This is a genomic window from Acidiphilium sp. C61 (assembly GCF_905116885.1).
GTDB lineage: Bacteria > Pseudomonadota > Alphaproteobacteria > Acetobacterales > Acetobacteraceae > Acidiphilium.
Genome location: NZ_CAJHNI010000005.1, coordinates 1,683,093 through 1,700,439 on the forward strand (window position 1 = coordinate 1,683,093; position 17,347 = coordinate 1,700,439).

The window sequence follows — 17,347 nt, forward strand, 5'->3', positions numbered from 1 at the left end:
TGGGGCGCCGCTGCTGACAGTCTTCAACCAGGGGTAATCCCGATCCTTTGCTGAGCAGCGAGGGATGGGAATGCCGGGAGAGAGATTGTCGATGCGGAAGATACGTGATGTTTTGCGGCTGCGATTTGCGCAGGGACTGAGCCAGCGAGCGATTGCGGGTAGTACGGGTCTGAGCGTAGGAGCTGTGAACAGTTACCTGAGCCGGGCGCGGCTGGCGGGATTGAATTGGCCTCTGCCTGAAGACCTTGGCGACGCGCAGCTTGAGACGCTGCTATATCCGCCGCTGCCGGATGTTGCGCCGGACCGCCGGCCGGTGCCGGATTGGGCGGCGGTGCATCGTGAATTGCGCCGGCCGAATGTGACGCTGTCGCTGCTGTGGGAAGAATACCGGGCCGGCACCGGCGGCCAGGACGGGTTCAGCTACTCCTGGTTTTGCGATCTCTACCGGGAATGGGTGGGTCGTCTGAAGCCGACGCTGCGCCAGGTGCATATGGCGGGAGAGCGGCTGTTCGTCGACTTCGCTGGCCACGCCATGGAAGTGATCGATGGGGCGAGCGGGGAGATCCGGCGGGCCGAAATCTTTGTTGCCGTACTCGGTGCCTCGAGCTTCATCTACGCCGAAGCGACCTGGAGCCAGGGGCTGGCGGACTGGATCGGCGCGCACGTTAACGCGTTGACCGCGATTGGCGGCACGCCGCGGCAGATCGTCAGCGACAATCTGCGCGCGGGGATCACGCGCGCGTGCTTTTATGAGCCGACGGTGAACCGCACCTACGCCGACATGGCGGCGCATTACGGCACCGCGATCATTCCGGCGCGGCCTTACAAGCCGCGGGACAAGGCGAAGGCCGAGGTCGGCGTGCAGGTGGTCCAGCGCTGGATCCTGGCACGGCTGCGCAACCGCCGCTTCTTCTCGCTGGCTGAATTGAACCAGGCGATTCGCGAATTGGTCGATCAGGTGAACGATCGACCGATGCGCGGCTGGGGCACCAACCGGCGGGCGCTCTATGAGCAGCTCGACCGCCCGGCCCTGCAACCACTGCCGCCCACGCCTTACGAATACGCGGACTGGAAGCGCTGCCGCGTGAACCTCGATTACCATGTCGAGATCGACAAGCACTTTTACTCGGTGCCGTTCCGGTTGATCCGCGAAACAGTAGAGGCACGGATCACGGCGAAGACGGTGGAAATCTTCCACCGGGGCAAGCTGGTGGCCACGCACCAGCGCAGCTTCCGCCAGCACCGGCCGACCACAATCGCGGATCACATGCCGAGTTCGCATCGGCGCTATCGCGATTGGACCCACGAACGGATATTGCGCGAAGCCACTGCGGTCGGTGACGACACCGCCGCCCTGGTCGAAATCATCCTGCGCTCGCGCCCGCATCCCGAACAGGGGTTCCGCTCCTGCATTGGCATCCTCGGATTGGCAAAGCGCTACGACCCCGAGCGGCTGGATGCCGCCTGCGCCCGTGCCTTGGCACTCGGAACCCGCTCCTACGGCTCGGTCGCTGCGATCCTGAAGAATGCTCAGGAGAGGAAGACCACGGACAAGACCGAACAACCCAGCCTGTTCCACGAGAACATCCGTGGCCCCGGCTACTATCACTGAAAGGAAACAAGATGCTGATCCATCCCATGGTGGAGCGCCTGCGCGGCCTCGGCCTGACGGCAATGGCCGACGCGTTCATCGAGATGCAGAACCAATCGGCGGCTGACGATCTGACCCGCGAGGATTGGCTCGGGTTGCTGGTCGACCGTGAGGCAACCAGCCGGGACAACAAGCGCCTCGCCCGCAGGCTGAGCCAGGCGCGGCTGCGCCAGAATGCGGTTGTCGAGGATACTGACTTCCGGACACCGCGCGGTCTGGACCGAGCCCTGTTCCACAAACTTGCCGGTTGCGAATGGATCTCGCACAGCCAGCATCTGGTCATCAGCGGCCCGACCGGCGTGGGCAAATCATGGCTCGCCTGCGCGCTCGGCCACAAGGCGTGCCGGGAGGGCTTCTCGGTCCTCTATCGGCGGGCGCCACGCCTGTTTGCCGAACTCGCGACGGCGCGCGGCGAAGGAAGATTGCCCCGGATGTTGGCGGCCCTTGAACGCACCCGCCTGCTCATCATCGATGATTGGGGACCCGAGCCCCTGACCGCCGAGCAGCGCCGCGACCTACTGGAAATCGTTGATGATCGTTATGAAAAGGGCTCCCTGCTGGTGACCAGCCAGGTGCCCGTGAATCGCTGGCATGACCTGGTGGGGGATCCCACCCTGGGAGATGCGATCCTGGACCGCGTCGTGCACCGCGCCCATCGCATCGAACTGAAGGGACCGAGCCTGCGCAAGCGTCACGCCGTCACCACACAATCCGATCAGGGCGCTTGACGAACCCCACGGAAAAATGAGACGGCGCAACCGTCAGTGGCAGCGATCCACCATGACCGCCGGCCGCCCGTCAGGCCCCGTTCAGGCCAGAGCGAGCAGGTGTTCATGATCGCCGGAATCGGTGTTCACGATCGAACGGATTGACCGTTCATCATCACCGGAATGCGCAGCCGGTCGAACGCAAGGCTCGAGGTCTCCGACGATACTGACGGAATGCCGCGGCGGATGTTTCGGGGGAGTCGGAAGACCGTCATGCTTCCAACAGTCTTTCCGCTCCAGCCCGCCTTGATGAATGCATTCTGCCAGACGGGAAGCTGTTTACGTGGCACAATGACATCTGCAATTTTGACGGCCTTCGTGAAATCGTTGAATGCCGAAGAAAATCCGGGCGGATGCAGGCCAAGTTCAAGCATTCGCGCCGCCGGCCATTTCGCGAATTCGGGCGGTATGAAATTCCCGTAACCATTGGTCATACGGAAATACCCATCGGTTTCAATTTGCCAGAACATGGCATCCCCGCTTGTTGGGCCGAAAGGTAAAAACAGAACGATTTTCCCTTTTTCTATGAATTTTTTATAGGTCGCCCCCTGGAAAAGACGGGCCGTAGGGACGTGGCTTTCCCACCAATCGACATCGTGGTTCACGGCGGCTGGCAAGGTGAATATTATGGCGCAGGCCAAGGACAGCTGCGCCGCCATGCGATGTTTGGCCAACTTGTCGATCCAAAGCGTGATGAGGCCAGAAATGGCCAGCATGACAAACAGCATCAGGCGCGATGGCAAGGCATTGTCGAGAAAGGGCAGCTTCCCGACTACTGCCCAAGGGAGAGGAATGATCGTTGACGTGAGGACATGTAACTCCGGCCCAAGAGTGCATAGAAGCGCAGCACTCAACAAAACGAGTAATGGCTTTGCAGCGTCAACGCGCCTGAGACTGGAAATGGCGACGATTAATATCAGCAATAAAGGCAGGCCGATATACCCCATTTCCTCACTGAAATTTCCAGAAAAGCGCTGAGCAATGGGCAACGCCCATTTCCCAAAGATAAATGTAATCGGCGTCGGTATAATAAGATTTGCCAAATTAGTTGAGTACAAACTTCCATCTTGGAGTAGGTGTGGAATTTTATTATAATTCTTAAAGAAGATGTATATAATTGGAGATACAGAAAGAACAGAAATCATATATGAAATAAAAAATCCAAGAATGATATTTGTCTTTGACATAATAAATATATTTTTTATATTTTTTTCTTCGTTATATTTTTTGAAAATTAAAAACAGAAACAGAAACATTGACTCCATAACAAATATTTCTAAAGAACACAAAAACTGAAATATAAGTGAAAATGATAAAATAAATATGTAAATACCGTGAGATATTTGATTTCTTGATCGAGCACCAATAGCGAAGAATGATATCGGTACAAACATGATAAATTCAACCTGTAGATGCCCAATCATCGCGGCAAATACATATGAAGAAAACCCAAATATCCATCCGCCTAAAAACGAAACAATCGATTTATCTGTATATAAAGAACAAAACAAAAAGGCAGAGGTCGCCGCAAACGCTGGATTTAAAATTGATATAATATTAAACGATACAATTGGCCCGAAAAAATATGTGATTGGCCACGCCAGGAGCGCGATTCCAGGTGTTGTTGTTGATTGTGAAATATTCAAGCCATAGGGCGCCCAAGCTTTCGCGAGAATAAGTGGGTTATCAAGATGGATGATTGCCTGCGGCAAAAAACGGAACATCCATATGTATAAAGAGGGATCACCCCCTGTTCCAAAATACACGTCGCCGTTCAGCATACCTTGCCGATAAAATATCGAAATTGCTGCGACTGCATATATTAGAAATACAAAAACAATATTATGAGGACGCCTCATAGATTCACTTCCCGGCAACCGATCTTAGAGTGCTTTCAGATCATTTGATGACTGAATATTGCGCTCTATTGTATTAATAAAAAAGCACCTTCAATCGATCAGGTGAATTAATCTGATCGTACGATGCTTTGAACTGATGCTGGGTGTTTATATTTAGATTTTATATTTTTACAAGTTTTTTCAATTATGCATACTGGTATCACGATTGGGGAAAACCAGCCCAAGGATATAATCGTTCATGGCATCGGCCGGGAGCAGCGGTGCGTGATGGACGAGAGACGAGAACGGGTATGCGTAGGGCGCGAAGAGCGCGCGAGAGACTGGAGCGGGTAGCGGGAATCGAACCCGCGCGTTCAGCTTGGGAAGCTGACAGGCTACCATTACATCATACCCGCATGGCGCTGGGCGAGATTTAGTCTGCACCGGGCGCGGGCGCAACTCCCATCGCGGCGAGGGCGCGGGGGAAAAAGTCCGGGCCGCCGAAATTGCCGGATTTGAGGGCGAACAGGCGGGGGGCGGGCTCGATGCTGCGCAGCAGCGGCACGCCGGGGGCGATTTCGGCGCCGATCTCGAAGGCGGGGATGCCGAGGCGGTCGACGATCGCGCCCGAGGTTTCGCCGCCGGCGACGATCAGGCGGCGCACGCCGCGTTCGGCGAGTCCCACGGCGAGGGTGGCGAGGGCGGCCTCGATCCGCGCGCCGATCGCAGCACCATGGGCGGATTTCAGCGCCGCGACCGCCTCCGGCGTGGCGGAGCTGGCGAGCAGGACGGGGCCGGCGCCGAGATGCGCGCCGGCCCAGGCGAGGGCGGCGGACATGTCGCCGGCGAGAAGGGCGGCGGCGTCGAGATGGCGGACCGGCATCCGCCCCTCCACCGCGGCGATCTGGCCGAGCGTCGCCGCCGAGCAGCTGCCGGCGATGATCGCGGCAGGCCCCGCCGGCGCGGAGAAATCGGGGGCGGCGGCAGCGGCGGCAGGGCCCGCGATGGCGCGGGCGAGGCCGAGGCCGAGGCCGGACGCGCCGGTCGAGACCGGGCGGCGCAGCGCCGCCTTGCCCAGGGCGAGGAGATGGCGCTCGGCGATGGCATCGACGATGCAGGCCGCCCTGCCCTCGCCCGACGCCGCATCGAGCGCGGCCGCGATCGCCGCCTCCCCTTGCTCCACGAGATCGAACGGCGCGAGGCCGACGGGGCGGGATGACTGGCGGGCGAGCACGCGGACGAGGTTGGAATCCCGCATCGGGTTGAGCGGGTGGTCCTTGAGCGGGCTTTCGGCGAGCGGGACGGCGCCGACGAAGAGATGCCCCTGGTAGACGGTGCGGCCGGTTTCGGGAAAGGCCGGGCAGACCGGCACGCAGTGGCCGCCGGCGCGCGCCGCCAGCGCCTCGGTCACCGGGCCGATATTGCCCTCGTCGGTCGAATCGAAGGTCGAGCAGATCTTGTACATCACATGCTCAGCACCCCGGGCCGTGCAGTATTCGGCGGCGGCGAGGGCGGCGGCGACGGCCTCCCGCGCCGGGACGGAGCGGATCTTGAAGGCGACGACGATGGCGTCGATCTCCGGCAGGGCAAGGCCGTCGGCGGGGATGCCGATGGTCTGCACCGTGCGCAGGCCGTTGCGGCTCAGCGTGTTCGCGAGGTCGGAGGCGCCGGTATAGTCATCGGCGATGCAGGCGAGGCGCAGGCTCATCGGCCGCGCCCGGCGAACGTGGCGGGGCGCGGGCTCATCGGCCGCGCCCGGCGAACGTGGCGGGGCGCGGGCTCATCGGCCGCGCCCCGCGAACCATTCGAGGCCGTCCTCGGTGCGGCCGCGCGGGCGGTATTCGCAGCCGACGATGCCGGCATAGCCGAGGCGGTCCAGCTCGTCGAACAGGAATGGATAGTTCAGCTCCTCGCCATCCGGCTCGTGGCGCGAGGGGACCGAGGCGATCTGCACGTGGCCGACCTGGCGGATCAGCCGGCGCAGCCGCATCGTCACGTCGCCATGGATGATCTGGCAGTGATAGATGTCGAACTGCAGGCGCACATTGCCCAGGCCGAGCCCGGCGATGAACGCGGCGGCGGCATCGACATCGTTGAGGAAATAGCCCGGCATGTCGCGGCCGTTGATCGGCTCCAGCAGCAGGTCGATGCCGTGATGGGCGAGGGTTTCGGCGGTGCGGCGGACGGCGTCGCGATAGCTTGAGCGGGCGGCGGGGTCGGCCGGATCGGCGAGCCCGGCCATCAGGTGCAGGCGGGTCACACCCGTCGCCGCCGCGTATTCGAGGGCGCGGGCGGTGCCGGCGGCGAGTTCCTCCTCGCGGCCGGGCAAGGCGGCGAGGCCGCGCTCGCCGCCGGCCCAGTCGCCGGGCGGCAGGTTGAACAGCGCCTGGGTCAGCCCGTGCCGCGCGAGGCGGGCGCCGATCTCTTCCGGCTGGTGATCGTAGGGGAAGAGGAACTCCACGGCGTCGAACCCCGCATCAGCGGCGGCGGCGAAACGGTCGAGGAAGGGAACCTCGTTGAACATCATCGAGAGATTGGCGGCGAAGCGGGGCATGGGGCCCTCCGGATCAGGCGTGTGGAGTCAGGCGTGTGGCGTCAGGACGGTCGGGATCAGGTCGGTTCGGGCAGCGAGATCGGCGCGATGCGGGCGAAGAGCCGGGCGACGGAGGCATCGTCGTCCCGCCCCATGCCGGCGGCGGCGGTCATCAGGAAGAGTTGCAGCGCCTCGGAGGCCATCGGCACCGGCATCCGGCCGCGCCGCGCCATGTCGAGCACGATGCCGAGATCCTTGGTGAAGATGTCCACCGCGCTGCGCGGCGCGTAATCGGCGTCGAGAATGTGGGGCACGCGGTTCTCGAACATCCAGCTATTGCCGGCGGAGCCGGTGATGACCTCGTAGACGCGGGCGAGGTCGAGCCCCATCGAGGCGGCGAAGGCGATGGCCTCGCAGGCGGCGGCGATATGCACGCCGGCGAGGAGCTGGTTGACCATCTTGAAGCCGGCGCCGATGCCCGGGGCGTCGCCGAGTTCGTGGATCGTGGCGGCCATCGCGTCGAGCGCGGGGCGGGCGGCGGCGAAGGCGGCTTCGCTCCCCGAAGCCATGATGGTGAGCTTGCCCTCCGCCGCGCGGGCGGTGCCGCCGCTGATCGGCGCGTCGAGATAATGCACGCCCATCGCCTCCAGCCGGGCGGCGAGGGCGCGGACGGCCTCCGGCGCCATCGTCGCACAGGAGATGAAGACCGAACCCGGCGCCATCGCCGCGGCACAGCCGGCCGCGCCGAACAGCACCGCCTCGGTCTGCTCGGCGTTGACGACGACGCTGACGACGATCTCCGCCCCGCGCGCGGCGGCCTCGGGCGAGGCGGCCGGCGCACCGCCGGCGGCGGCGAGGCGGTCGAGATTCGCCGGCACGACGTCGAACCCGCGGAGCGAAAATCCGGCGCGCAGCAGGGCTGCGGCCATGCCCGCACCCATCGAGCCGAGGCCGATCACGGCGGCCGCCCTGCCCGTCCCCGCGCTCATCGCCGCCCGTCCGCTGAAGCTGTGGTCATGCCGTTCTCCTGAGGCTCATGTGCTGCCGCCGGCCTCGAGCGTGAAACCGACATCGAGGCGGCGGGTGGTCGGCTCCCGCCCGGAGATGCGGGCGAGAAGCATGGCGGCGGCCTCGCGGCCGATCTGGCGGCGGGGCGAGACGATGGTGGTGAGCGATGGCGTGGTCAGCGCCGCGATCGGCAGGCCGTTGAAACCGGCGATGGCGATGCGGCCGGGAATCTCGATCCCGTCGCGCCGGGCGCGCAGCAGGGCGCCGACGGCCATTTCGTCATTGGCGAAGAACAGCGCGTCGAGCGCGGGGGCGATGGCGAGCAGCTCGGGCAGCGCGTCCCACCCGGCCTGCTGGCCGCCACTTTGGCCGCCGCTTTGGCCTTCCGTGCCCGCGCGGTCGAACAGGGTGATTGCGGCCTGGCCGGCGAGGTGGCGGCGCAGGCCGTCATAACGCTGGCGGGCGCGGTAATCGTCGTGCATGCGCAGGCCGACGAAGCCGATCCGCCGGTAGCCGCGGGCGAGCAGGTGGGCGGCCATCGCCGCCCCGGCGCGGACATGCGAGAGGCCGACATTCATGTCGATCGGCGCGCGGCCGGTTTCCATGAACTCGACGATGGGGATGCCGGCATGGCGCAGCAGGGCGGTGGTGCGCTTGTCGTGCCGCAGCCCGGCGACGAGCATGCCCGGCGGGGCCCAGCCGAGCAGGGTGGTGGCCAGCGCCGCCTCGGTCGCGAGATCGTAGCCGGTGCTGCCGAGCAGCATCTGGTAGCCCTCGGCCTCCAGGGTTTCCTGGATGCCCTCGATCACCTCGACGAAGACGACATTGGCGAGCGAGGGCACGATGACGGGGATGACGCGGGTGCGCGCCGAGGCGAGCGCGCCGGCCATGCGGTTGGGCACGTAGCCGAGCGCTTCGACCGCCTGCTCGATCCGGCTGCGCAGGGCATCGGAGACCGAGGCGGGGTTGTTGATCGCGCGGGAGACGGTGATGGGGGCGACGCCGGCGCCGGCGGCGACCTCGGCCAGGGTGACCGCGCCGCGGCCGCGCCGGATGCGGCGGGGGGGCGCGGCTTCCGCGTCCGTCGCCGTTCGCGCTCGTTCTGCCTTTGCGCCGCCCGCGCGCGCCCTTGCCATGAAACGACTATCGCGGAGATCGGCGCGCGGCGCAAGATGGTAGCGCTGTCAAACAGTGGTTGCGCTACCACGACCCGGCTCCTATACATAGAGCACGTTCCGATCCATCCGGATCGGATGGCGTGCTCTGTCTTGTTGATAATTGGAGCATCTTTATCCGATCAGATGATTCCATCTGATCGGATGATGCTCTAGCAGACGAACGAACCTGCGGGAGAAACCTTCATGTCGGCCAGCGGATCAAAACCCTCCATCGGCTTCATCGGCATCGGCTTCATGGGCCACGGCATGGCGAAGAACATCGTCGAGGCCGGTTACGCGCTCACGGTGATGGCGCATCGCAACCGCGCGCCGGTCGAGGACCTGATCGGCCGGGGGGCGAAGGAGGCGAAGAGCCCGCGCGAGATCGCCGAAACCGCCGACATCGTGTTCCTCTGCGTCACCGGCAGCCCGCAGGTGCGCGCCGTGACCGAGGGGGAAAACGGCCTCGCCGCCGCCGGCAGGAAGCTCATCATCGTCGATTGCTCGACCTCGGACCCCTCGGTCACCGTGCCGCTCGCCGAGAGCCTTGCCGCGCGGAACATCACCCTGCTCGACGCGCCGCTCGGCCGCACGCCGAAGGATGCGTGGGAGGGCACGCTCGACGTGATGATCGGCGGGGCGGCGGAGGATATCGCCCGCGTGCGCCCGGTGATCGACACCTTCGCCCAGCGCGTGATCCATACCGGGCAGACCGGCACCGGCCACACGATGAAGCTGCTGAACAATTTCCTCTCGATGGGCTATGGCGCGCTCTATGCCGAGGCGCTGATGCTCGGCGCCAAGGCCGGGCTTTCGGCCGAGACCTTCCACAGCGTGATCGCCGGCGGGCGGATGGATTGCGGCTTCTACCAGACCTTCATGCAATACGTGGTCGGGCGCGACCGCAACGCCCACAAGTTCACGCTGAACAACGCGCTGAAGGACACCGCCTATCTCAACGCCTTCGCGGTGGCGCAGGGCGCGGCCAACCCGCTCGCCGCCGCCGTTCGCAATTCCTATGCCCAGGCGGTGGGCGCCGGGCGGGGCGACGATTTCGTGCCGATGCTGGCCGATTTCATCGCCGAGGCCAACGGGGTGAAGCGGGCGGAATGAGCGAGAGCGCGCTGCGCGAGGCGATCTGCCGCTTCGGCCGGTCGCTGTTCGAGCGGGGGCTGACGCCCGGCTCCTCGGGCAATATCAGCGTGCGGCTGGAGGATGGCGGCTGGCTCTGCACGCCGACCGACGCCTCGCTCGGCTTTCTCGACCCCGCGCGCATCGCCCGGCTCGACGCCAACCGGCGGCTGGTTTCGGGCGACAGGCCGACCAAGGAAATCCCGCTGCACGACGCGCTGTATGACACCAGGCCGGACGCGGGCGCGGTGGTGCATCTGCACTCGACCCATGCCGTCGCCCTCTCGCTGCTGCCCGGGATCGACCCGGCGGAGGCGCTGCCGCCGCTGACCCCCTATGTGATGATGCGCGTCGGCAAGGTCGCGCTGGTGCCGTTCCATGTGCCGGGCGATCCGGCGGTGGGCGATGCCATTCGCGGGCTCGCCGGCAAGCACAGCGCCGTGCTGCTGGCCAATCACGGCCCGGTCGTCGCCGGCACGTCGCTCCAGGCGGCGGTGTTCGCGATGGAGGAGCTTGAGGAAACCGCGAAGCTTCATCTGCTCACCCGTGGGCTCAACCCGCGGCTGCTGACGGCCGAGCAGCAGGCGGCGGTGCGGGCGAAATTCGGGGTCTGATTCCCCTTCCCTTCCCTGCCCTGCCCTGTCGTCAGGCCGCGCCGGTTTCGTCGGGGAAAGATTGCGGCGCCTCGCGCCGGTCGGTCATGCCGTAGTCGCGGATGACGCGCACCAGCCGGTGCGATGCCCCCTCGCCCGCCCCATCTCGCGCACCGTCTCCCGCCCCGCTCCTGAGGAGCAAGACATCGCCGGGGGTGAGGACCGCCTCGAACACGTCCCAGCCGAGGAGGCCAGGCATCGCGGGGTCGAGCCCGAGGTCGCGGGCGAGACCCTCCGGCGCCATGTCCGCAGCCCCCTCGCGCCGCGCGGTGAGGAGGGAGACATGCGCGCCGTCATCGGCCAGCACGCCGACGCGCAGGCGATACTCCGCGAACAGCGCGCGTCGCGCCTCGGCCTGGGCGCGGTGGTGCAGGGTGTGGCGGCGCCAGGCGATCAGCGCCGCCTCGTCGCGCCAGAGCGAAACCGAGAGCAGCACGCCCGGCCGGGTCAGGCTGCGATAGCGGATGTTCTCGATGAAGCCGTCGATCGCTTCAAGCTCGGGGCGCAGCAGGCGGGCATGGCCGAAATACTCGTCCAGCCTGCCGTCCTTCGGCCTGACCTCGAAGATGACGGCGTGCATCGAGCTATTCCGCCGCCGACGCCGCCTCGGCCTCGCGCTGGCGCTCTTCCGCCCGGGCGCGGATCTTGGCGACCAGCGGGCCCTGTTCGTTATAGGCGTGGCAGGAATTGAGCAGCGCGGTCGGGATGTCCCAGCGGTCTTCGGTGGTGCCGCCCTCGCGCGCGGCCTTGTGGGCGCGGATGGAGAACATGGTCTGGATCGCGGTGGTCGCGACCTGCTGGAGCAGTTCGCGCAGATGGGTGCAGCCGGCGGTGCCGCCGACGCGCTCCATCGCCCCCTTGAGGAAGCCCTTGCCGATGGTCAGCCCGACCAGTGCGGCGAAATTGGGCGCAACGCCGGGGCAGATCGCGTGCGGCGTGTCGTCCATCGTCGCCTCGGCGCGGACGACGGTCAGCTTGTCGTCCAGCGTCACGCGCAGGCCCATGCCGTGCAGCGCCTCGCCGGCATTGATCCGGCCGCGGTCGTGATTGCCGAAACTGTAGGTCTTGGTGTCTTTCAGATGCGCTTCGATGTCGACAAGGCCGTCGGCGCGGAGGAAGCCGCGGATCGCGATGTCGCGCAGATGGAGCAGTTGCCGGGGCTCGGCATGGCTGAGGGGCATGGGGCGGTGACTTTCCCTGATCACGATATTGCCCAATAGGGTAAGCGCTGCCACGGCGCGTTGCAAATGCCACGGGCGGTTGCATGGCAGGGTTGCTGCCCCAGCGCCGGAGCGGCGCGGCAGCATGGTTGTGCGGCGGCGGCGGCGCGGGCAATCTGGTGCGCTGTCCTCCTCACCCCGAGCGGGCGCGAGCATCGCGGAACCATGGAATATACGCACAGGCAACGGCTTCAGGTCATTTCCGGCATCATCCTGTGCATCCTGCTGGCGGCGATCGACCAGACGGTGGTGATCCCGGCGGTGCCGGCGATGGCGGCGGGGCTGCACGGCTTCGCGCATCTCTCCTGGGTGGTGACGGCCTATCTGCTGACCTCGACGGCGACGACGCCGCTGTATGGCCGCCTGTCAGACCAGTTCGGCCGGCGGCAGACGCTGATCCCCTCGATCGCGCTGTTCGTGCTGGCCTCCTGCGTCTGCGCCACGGCACAGACGCTGCCCTGGCTGATCGCCGGGCGGGCCTTGCAGGGGGTGGGCGGCGGCGGGCTGATGGCGATCGCGCAGGCGGCGATCGCCGACGTGGTCAGCCCGCGCGAGCGCGGCAAGTACCAGGCCTACATGGCGGGGACATGGGGCGTCGCCTCGACCGCGGGGCCGGTGGTCGGCGGCTGGGTGACGGATCATCTCTCGTGGCAGTGGATCTTCTGGTTCAACGTGCCGCTCGGCCTCGCCGCACTGGTGCTGAGCCAGATCGGGCTGCGCCAGCTGCGCACGGTGCCGCGCGGCGGGCGGATCGATTACGAGGGGGCGGCGCTGCTGACCGGCGCCGTTACCGCCTTCCTGATCGGCCTTTCATGGGGCGGTCGGACCTATCCGTGGCTGTCGCTGCCGGTGGTCGGGGTGTTCCTCGGCGGGGCGGCGCTGATCGCCGCGCTCTGGCGGTGGGAGGCGCGTGCCGCCGTGCCGCTGCTGCCGATGCGGCTGTTCGGCAATGCCTCGTTCGTGCAGCTCGTCGCCGTCGGGTTTCTCACCGCGCTGGCGATGTTCTCGGCGATCTTCCTGCTGCCGCTGTTCTTCCAGCTGGTCTACCACGCCAATGCCGCGCAATCCGGCTGGGACATCATGCCGTTCATGATCGCGAGCACGATCGGCGCCTATGCCGCCGGGCAGGTGGCGCGGCATACCGGGCGGACGCGCAGCCTGCTGGCTGGCGGGCTCGCGGTCGGCACCGCAGGGTTCCTGCTGCTCGGCCTGCTGCCGCGGGCAACGCCGCTCGGCCTCGTCGTGTTCAACTGCTTCATCATGGGGCTCGGGATCGGCTTCGTGCTGCCGTCCAACCTCGTCGCCGTGCAGAACGCGGCGAGCCGGCACGATGTCGGCGCGGCGACGGCGACGCTGCTGCTGCTGCGCGCGATGGGCGGCGCGTTCGGCGCGACCATCGCCGGGGCGGTGCTGCTGCTGCGCCTCGGCGGGCGGATCGACACGTCCGGCCACGCGGCCCAGACCATGGCGGCGAACCCCGCCCTGCCGGTGGCGTTCCACGACGCTTTCCTGGTCGCATCCGGCTTCGCGCTGCTCGGGCTGGTCGCGGCATTGCGGGTGGAGGACACGCCGCTGCGCGAGACGGTGGCGACCGAGGGGACCGACACGGCCGAGGCCGCACCCGAGTCCGAGCCCGAGCCGGCGCCGATCGGGCATTAGAGCACTTTCCGATCCTTTCCGGTCAGTTCCGATCGGATCAAGCGGCGTTTCACCTTTTCGTGATGATGCGGCGCGGCATCGGTCAGGCAGCGCGGTCCGCGCAATAAAATTTCGTGGCCGCCGCGGCGCGAGGGGCACGGGATTGCCGCAGGACGCTGCTGCGCGCAGCGATCGGCAAGCTGTTACGATCCTGACAAAAACCTGATTTTGCTCGCAAATTCCGGCCATGCGGCGCATGATCCGGGGCGGAGAAAAAGCCCGGCGGCAACAGCCGGGCGGGGGAAATTCCGCATGAAATCCGCCGACACCATGCTCGACATCCGCTACCGGCAAGGCGCCGGACGGGTGATCCTGACCGGAACCCAGGCGCTGATCCGCCTGCTGCTGACCCAGCGCCGGCGCGATGCGGCGTCCGGGCTGGACACCGCGGGGTTTCTCTCCGGCTATCGCGGCTCGCCACTCGGCGCGGTGGACATCCAGGCCCACGCCGCCGAAGCGGTGCTGGCGGCGGAGGGCATCGTGTTTCGCCCCGGCGTCAACGAGGACCTGGCGATGACGGCGATCTGGGGCACGCAGATGGTCCCGCTGTTTCCCGGCGCCACGCGGCAGGGCGTGTTCGCCATGTGGTACGGCAAGGGGCCGGGCGTGGATCGCTCGGGCGACGCGCTCAAGCACGCCAATTACGCCGGCACCACGCGCCACGGCGGCGTGCTGGTGGTGGCGGGGGACGATCATGCGGCGAAATCCTCCACCATCGCGCATCAGAGCGAGCCGGCGCTGATCGCCGCCGGCGTGCCGGTGCTGGCGCCAAGCTCGGTGGCGGAGATCCTCGAACTCGGGCTGTATGGCTGGGCGGCCTCGCGCCATGCAGGGCTTTATGTCGGGTTCAAGACGGTCGAGGAGATCATCGACTGCACCGCCTCGGTCGAAACCGGCCTCGATGTCCCGATCATCCTGCCCGACATCGACCCCGAGAGCGTCGCGATGCGGCTGCATGAGCCGGTGCTGGCGCAGGAGGCGCGCGTGCTCGGCCTGCGCCGGCCGGCGCTGATGGACTTCGTTGCCGCCAACCGGATCAACCGCATCGTCGAACCCGCCCCCGGCGCGCGGCTCGGCATCGTCACCGCCGGGAAATCGTTCCTCGATGTCGAGCAGGCGCGGGCCGATCTCGGGCTCGGCTTCGCCCGCGTGCTCAAGCTCGGCATGACCTGGCCGGTCGAGCCCGGGATCGTGCGGGACTTCGCGCGCGGGCTGGAGGAGATCGTCGTCGTCGAGGAAAAGGCGCCGGTGATCGAGGACCAGTTGCGGGCGATCCTGTACGGGATGACCGACGCGCCGCGCATCGTCGGCAAGCGCGACGAGACCGGGGCCACGCTGTTCCGCGCCGAAAGCGATCTTGCCGCCGCCGATGTCACGCTCGGGCTGGGCCGGCGGGCGCAGCGGATCGTGCCGGATGCGGCGCGGGAGGCGGCGCTGGCGCGGCTCGCCGCGACGATCGAGGCCGGGCACGCGCTCGATTTCGGCGCGCACCGGGTGCCGTATTTCTGCGCCGGCTGCCCGCACAACACCAGCACCAGGGTGCCCGAGGGCTCGCGCGCGATGGCGGGGATCGGCTGTCATTTCATGGCGACCTGGATGGACCGCGCGACCGATGCCTATTCGCACATGGGCGGCGAGGGCGCGGCCTGGATCGGCCAGGCGCCGTTCACCGCCGAGCCGCACGTCTTCGCCAATATCGGCGATGGCACCTATCACCATTCCGGCCTGCTCGCGATCCGCGCCGCCATCGCCGCCGGGGTGAACATCACCTATCGCGTGCTGTTCAACGACGCGGTGGCGATGACCGGCGGCCAGCATGTCGACGGGCCGCTCAGCGTGCCGCAGATCACCCGCGAACTGGCCGCCGAGGGGGTGAAGCGGATCGAGGTGGTGACCGACGAGCCGGAAAAATATCGAGAGGTGCGCGATCTCACGCCGGGCGTTGTCGTATCGCATCGCCGCGAGCTGGACGCGATCCAGCGCGCGATCCGCGAAATCCAAGGTGTCACCGCGATCGTCTACGACCAGACCTGCGCGACCGAGAAGCGCCGCCGCCGCAAGCGCGGCACGATGGCGGACCCGGCGAAGCGCGCCTTCATCAACAAGCGCGTCTGCGAGGGGTGCGGCGATTGCTCGCTTGTGTCGAACTGCATCGCCGTGGTGCCGGTGGAAACCCCGTTCGGGCGGAAGCGGGCGATCGACCAATCCGCCTGCAACAAGGATTTCTCCTGCGTCGAGGGGTTCTGCCCGAGCTTCGTCACCGTTCATGGCGGCGGGCTGAAAAAGCCGGAGGCGACGCGCGCCGCCCCGCCGGATGATCTGCCCGAGCCCACGCTGCCGCCCGCGGAATGGGACATGGTGGTGGCCGGGATCGGCGGCACCGGGGTGGTGACGATCGGCGCGCTGCTCGGCATGGCGGCGCATCTCGACGGGACGCAGGTTTCGGTGGTCGATGTGCTCGGCCTCGCGCAGAAGGGCGGCGCCGTGGTCTCGCATCTGCGCTTCGGCGCGGCGGCCGGGGCGGCGCAGGCGCTACGGGTGCCGGCGGGTCGGGCCGACCTGCTGCTCGGCTGCGACGCGCTGGTCGCCGCCGAGCGGGAGACGCTCGACTGCCTGGGCGACAAGACGCGCGCGGTGGTCAACCTGCACGAGACGATCACCGGGGAGTTCACCCGCAACCCCGCCTTCTCGCTGCCGATGGCGCGGCTGCGGCAGAGCCTGGCGCGGCGGGTGGGCGAGGCGCATCTTGACACGATCGAGGCGACCGCGATCGCCACCGCGCTGATGGGCGACGCGATCGCGACCAACCTGTTCCTGCTCGGCTATGCCTGGCAGCGCGGGCTGGTGCCGGTGAGCCGGGCGGCGATCGCGCGGGCGGTGGAGATGAACGGGCAGGCGGTCGGGCTCAATCTCGCCGCCTTCGCCTGGGGCCGCGCGGCGGCGCATGATCCCGGCACGGTGGCGGAGCCGGGAGCGGAGCCGGGCGCCGCGCCGGGAGCGGAACCGGGGGGGTTCGACGCGCTGTTCGGGATGTTGCGCGACGATCTCGTCGCCTATCAGGACCGGCGCTACGCCGCCCGCTTCGCCGAGGCGGTGGAGGCGGTGCGCGCGGCGGAGCAGGCGGTGCGGCCGGGCTCGACCACGCTGGCCGAAACGGCGGCGCGCACGCTGCACCGGCTGATGGCCTACAAGGACGAATACGAGGTGGCGCGGCTCTACGCCCTCCCCGCCTTCCGCGCCGAGCTGGCGCGCAACTTCACCGACACGCGGGATATCCGCCTGCATCTCGCCCCGCCGCTGCTGGCGCGGCGCGACCAGGCGACCGGCCTGCCGCAAAAGCGCGAATACGGCCCCTGGATGCTCAAGGCGATGGCCGCGCTGGCGCCGCTCAAGGTGTTGCGCGGCACGGTGCTCGACCCGTTCGGCCACAGCGCCGAGCGGCGGGGCGAGCGGGCGCTGATCGGGCGCTACGAGGCGACGCTGCGCCGCATCGGCGCCGCGCTGGATGAGGGGAATTTCGCCGCCGCCCTGGCGCTGGCCGCCCTCCCCGCCGAGATCCGCGGCTTCGGTCACGTGAAGGCGCGCAGCCTCGCCGCCGTGGGGGCGCGCTGGGCGGAGCGCGAGGCCGCCTTCATCGCGCCGCCCGCCGCCGCACCGCGACTGCCGGCGGCAGCGGAGTGATCAGCGGCGA

At 67.0% G+C, this 17,347-nt stretch carries 13 protein-coding genes and 1 tRNA gene; 6 read left to right on the forward strand and 8 right to left on the reverse strand.

Annotated elements, in window-relative coordinates; genetic code table 11:
• Nucleotides 1-70: 70 nt before the first annotated feature.
• The gene (gene istA / locus HUW10_RS10700) at nt 71-1,612 is read left to right on the forward strand and encodes an IS21 family transposase (protein ID WP_174502215.1); all 1,542 of its coding nucleotides are present in this window, start codon (nt 71-73) and stop codon (nt 1,610-1,612) included.
• An 11-nt stretch (nt 1,613-1,623) separates the two neighbouring features.
• A complete protein-coding gene (gene istB, locus HUW10_RS10705) occupies nt 1,624-2,379 on the forward strand; it encodes an IS21-like element helper ATPase IstB (protein WP_174502216.1) in 756 nt (251 codons plus the stop codon).
• Between the two features lie 125 nt (nt 2,380-2,504).
• Here istB and HUW10_RS10710 read toward each other — a convergent pair whose 3' ends face one another.
• From HUW10_RS10710 to HUW10_RS10735, 6 genes are all read right to left on the reverse strand, one after another.
• Entirely contained in the window at nt 2,505-4,277 is a 1,773-nt protein-coding gene (locus HUW10_RS10710; protein WP_174503490.1) for a hypothetical protein, read from the reverse strand.
• Nucleotides 4,278-4,598: 321 nt separating this feature from the next.
• Nucleotides 4,599-4,672 (reverse strand) — tRNA-Gly (locus tag HUW10_RS10715).
• Nucleotides 4,673-4,689: 17 nt separating this feature from the next.
• On the reverse strand, nt 4,690-5,964 hold the full coding sequence (otnK, locus tag HUW10_RS10720) for a 3-oxo-tetronate kinase (RefSeq protein WP_174503491.1): 1,275 nt from the start codon (nt 5,962-5,964) through the stop codon (nt 4,690-4,692).
• A 72-nt stretch (nt 5,965-6,036) separates the two neighbouring features.
• Complete coding sequence (otnI, locus tag HUW10_RS10725; protein WP_174503492.1) at nt 6,037-6,810, reverse strand: 2-oxo-tetronate isomerase; 774 nt, start codon at nt 6,808-6,810, stop codon at nt 6,037-6,039.
• Nucleotides 6,811-6,866: 56 nt separating this feature from the next.
• Complete coding sequence (gene ltnD / locus HUW10_RS10730; RefSeq protein ID WP_174503493.1) at nt 6,867-7,778, reverse strand: L-threonate dehydrogenase; 912 nt, start codon at nt 7,776-7,778, stop codon at nt 6,867-6,869.
• Between the two features lie 45 nt (nt 7,779-7,823).
• The gene (locus tag HUW10_RS10735; protein ID WP_174503494.1) at nt 7,824-8,933 is read right to left on the reverse strand and encodes a LacI family DNA-binding transcriptional regulator; all 1,110 of its coding nucleotides are present in this window, start codon (nt 8,931-8,933) and stop codon (nt 7,824-7,826) included.
• A 225-nt stretch (nt 8,934-9,158) separates the two neighbouring features.
• Between HUW10_RS10735 and HUW10_RS10740 the strand changes: the two genes are divergently transcribed.
• Together HUW10_RS10740 and HUW10_RS10745 are read left to right on the forward strand one after the other, a co-directional pair.
• Nucleotides 9,159-10,067 (forward strand): NAD(P)-dependent oxidoreductase, encoded by a 909-nt coding sequence (locus HUW10_RS10740; RefSeq protein ID WP_174503495.1) that lies wholly within the window; start codon nt 9,159-9,161, stop codon nt 10,065-10,067.
• Complete coding sequence (locus HUW10_RS10745; protein WP_174503496.1) at nt 10,064-10,699, forward strand: aldolase; 636 nt, start codon at nt 10,064-10,066, stop codon at nt 10,697-10,699. The genes HUW10_RS10740 and HUW10_RS10745 overlap by 4 nt, the downstream gene beginning before the upstream one ends.
• A gap of 31 nt (nt 10,700-10,730) precedes the next feature.
• On the opposite strand, the gene HUW10_RS10750 is transcribed toward HUW10_RS10745, so the two are convergent.
• Together HUW10_RS10750 and HUW10_RS10755 are read right to left on the reverse strand one after the other, a co-directional pair.
• Nucleotides 10,731-11,318, reverse strand: a complete 588-nt coding sequence (locus HUW10_RS10750) for an antibiotic biosynthesis monooxygenase (protein WP_174503497.1) — start codon at nt 11,316-11,318, stop codon at nt 10,731-10,733.
• Between the two features lie 4 nt (nt 11,319-11,322).
• Nucleotides 11,323-11,919: a DUF2889 domain-containing protein gene (locus HUW10_RS10755; protein ID WP_174503498.1), complete on the reverse strand. Its 597-nt coding sequence runs from the start codon at nt 11,917-11,919 to the stop codon at nt 11,323-11,325.
• 204 nt (nt 11,920-12,123) lie between these two features.
• Between HUW10_RS10755 and HUW10_RS10760 the strand changes: the two genes are divergently transcribed.
• Both HUW10_RS10760 and HUW10_RS10765 read left to right on the forward strand, forming a co-directional pair.
• Entirely contained in the window at nt 12,124-13,617 is a 1,494-nt protein-coding gene (locus HUW10_RS10760; protein WP_174503499.1) for an MDR family MFS transporter, read from the forward strand.
• 291 nt (nt 13,618-13,908) lie between these two features.
• A complete protein-coding gene (locus tag HUW10_RS10765; protein ID WP_174503500.1) occupies nt 13,909-17,337 on the forward strand; it encodes an indolepyruvate ferredoxin oxidoreductase family protein in 3,429 nt (1,142 codons plus the stop codon).
• Nucleotides 17,338-17,347 lie beyond the last annotated feature (10 nt).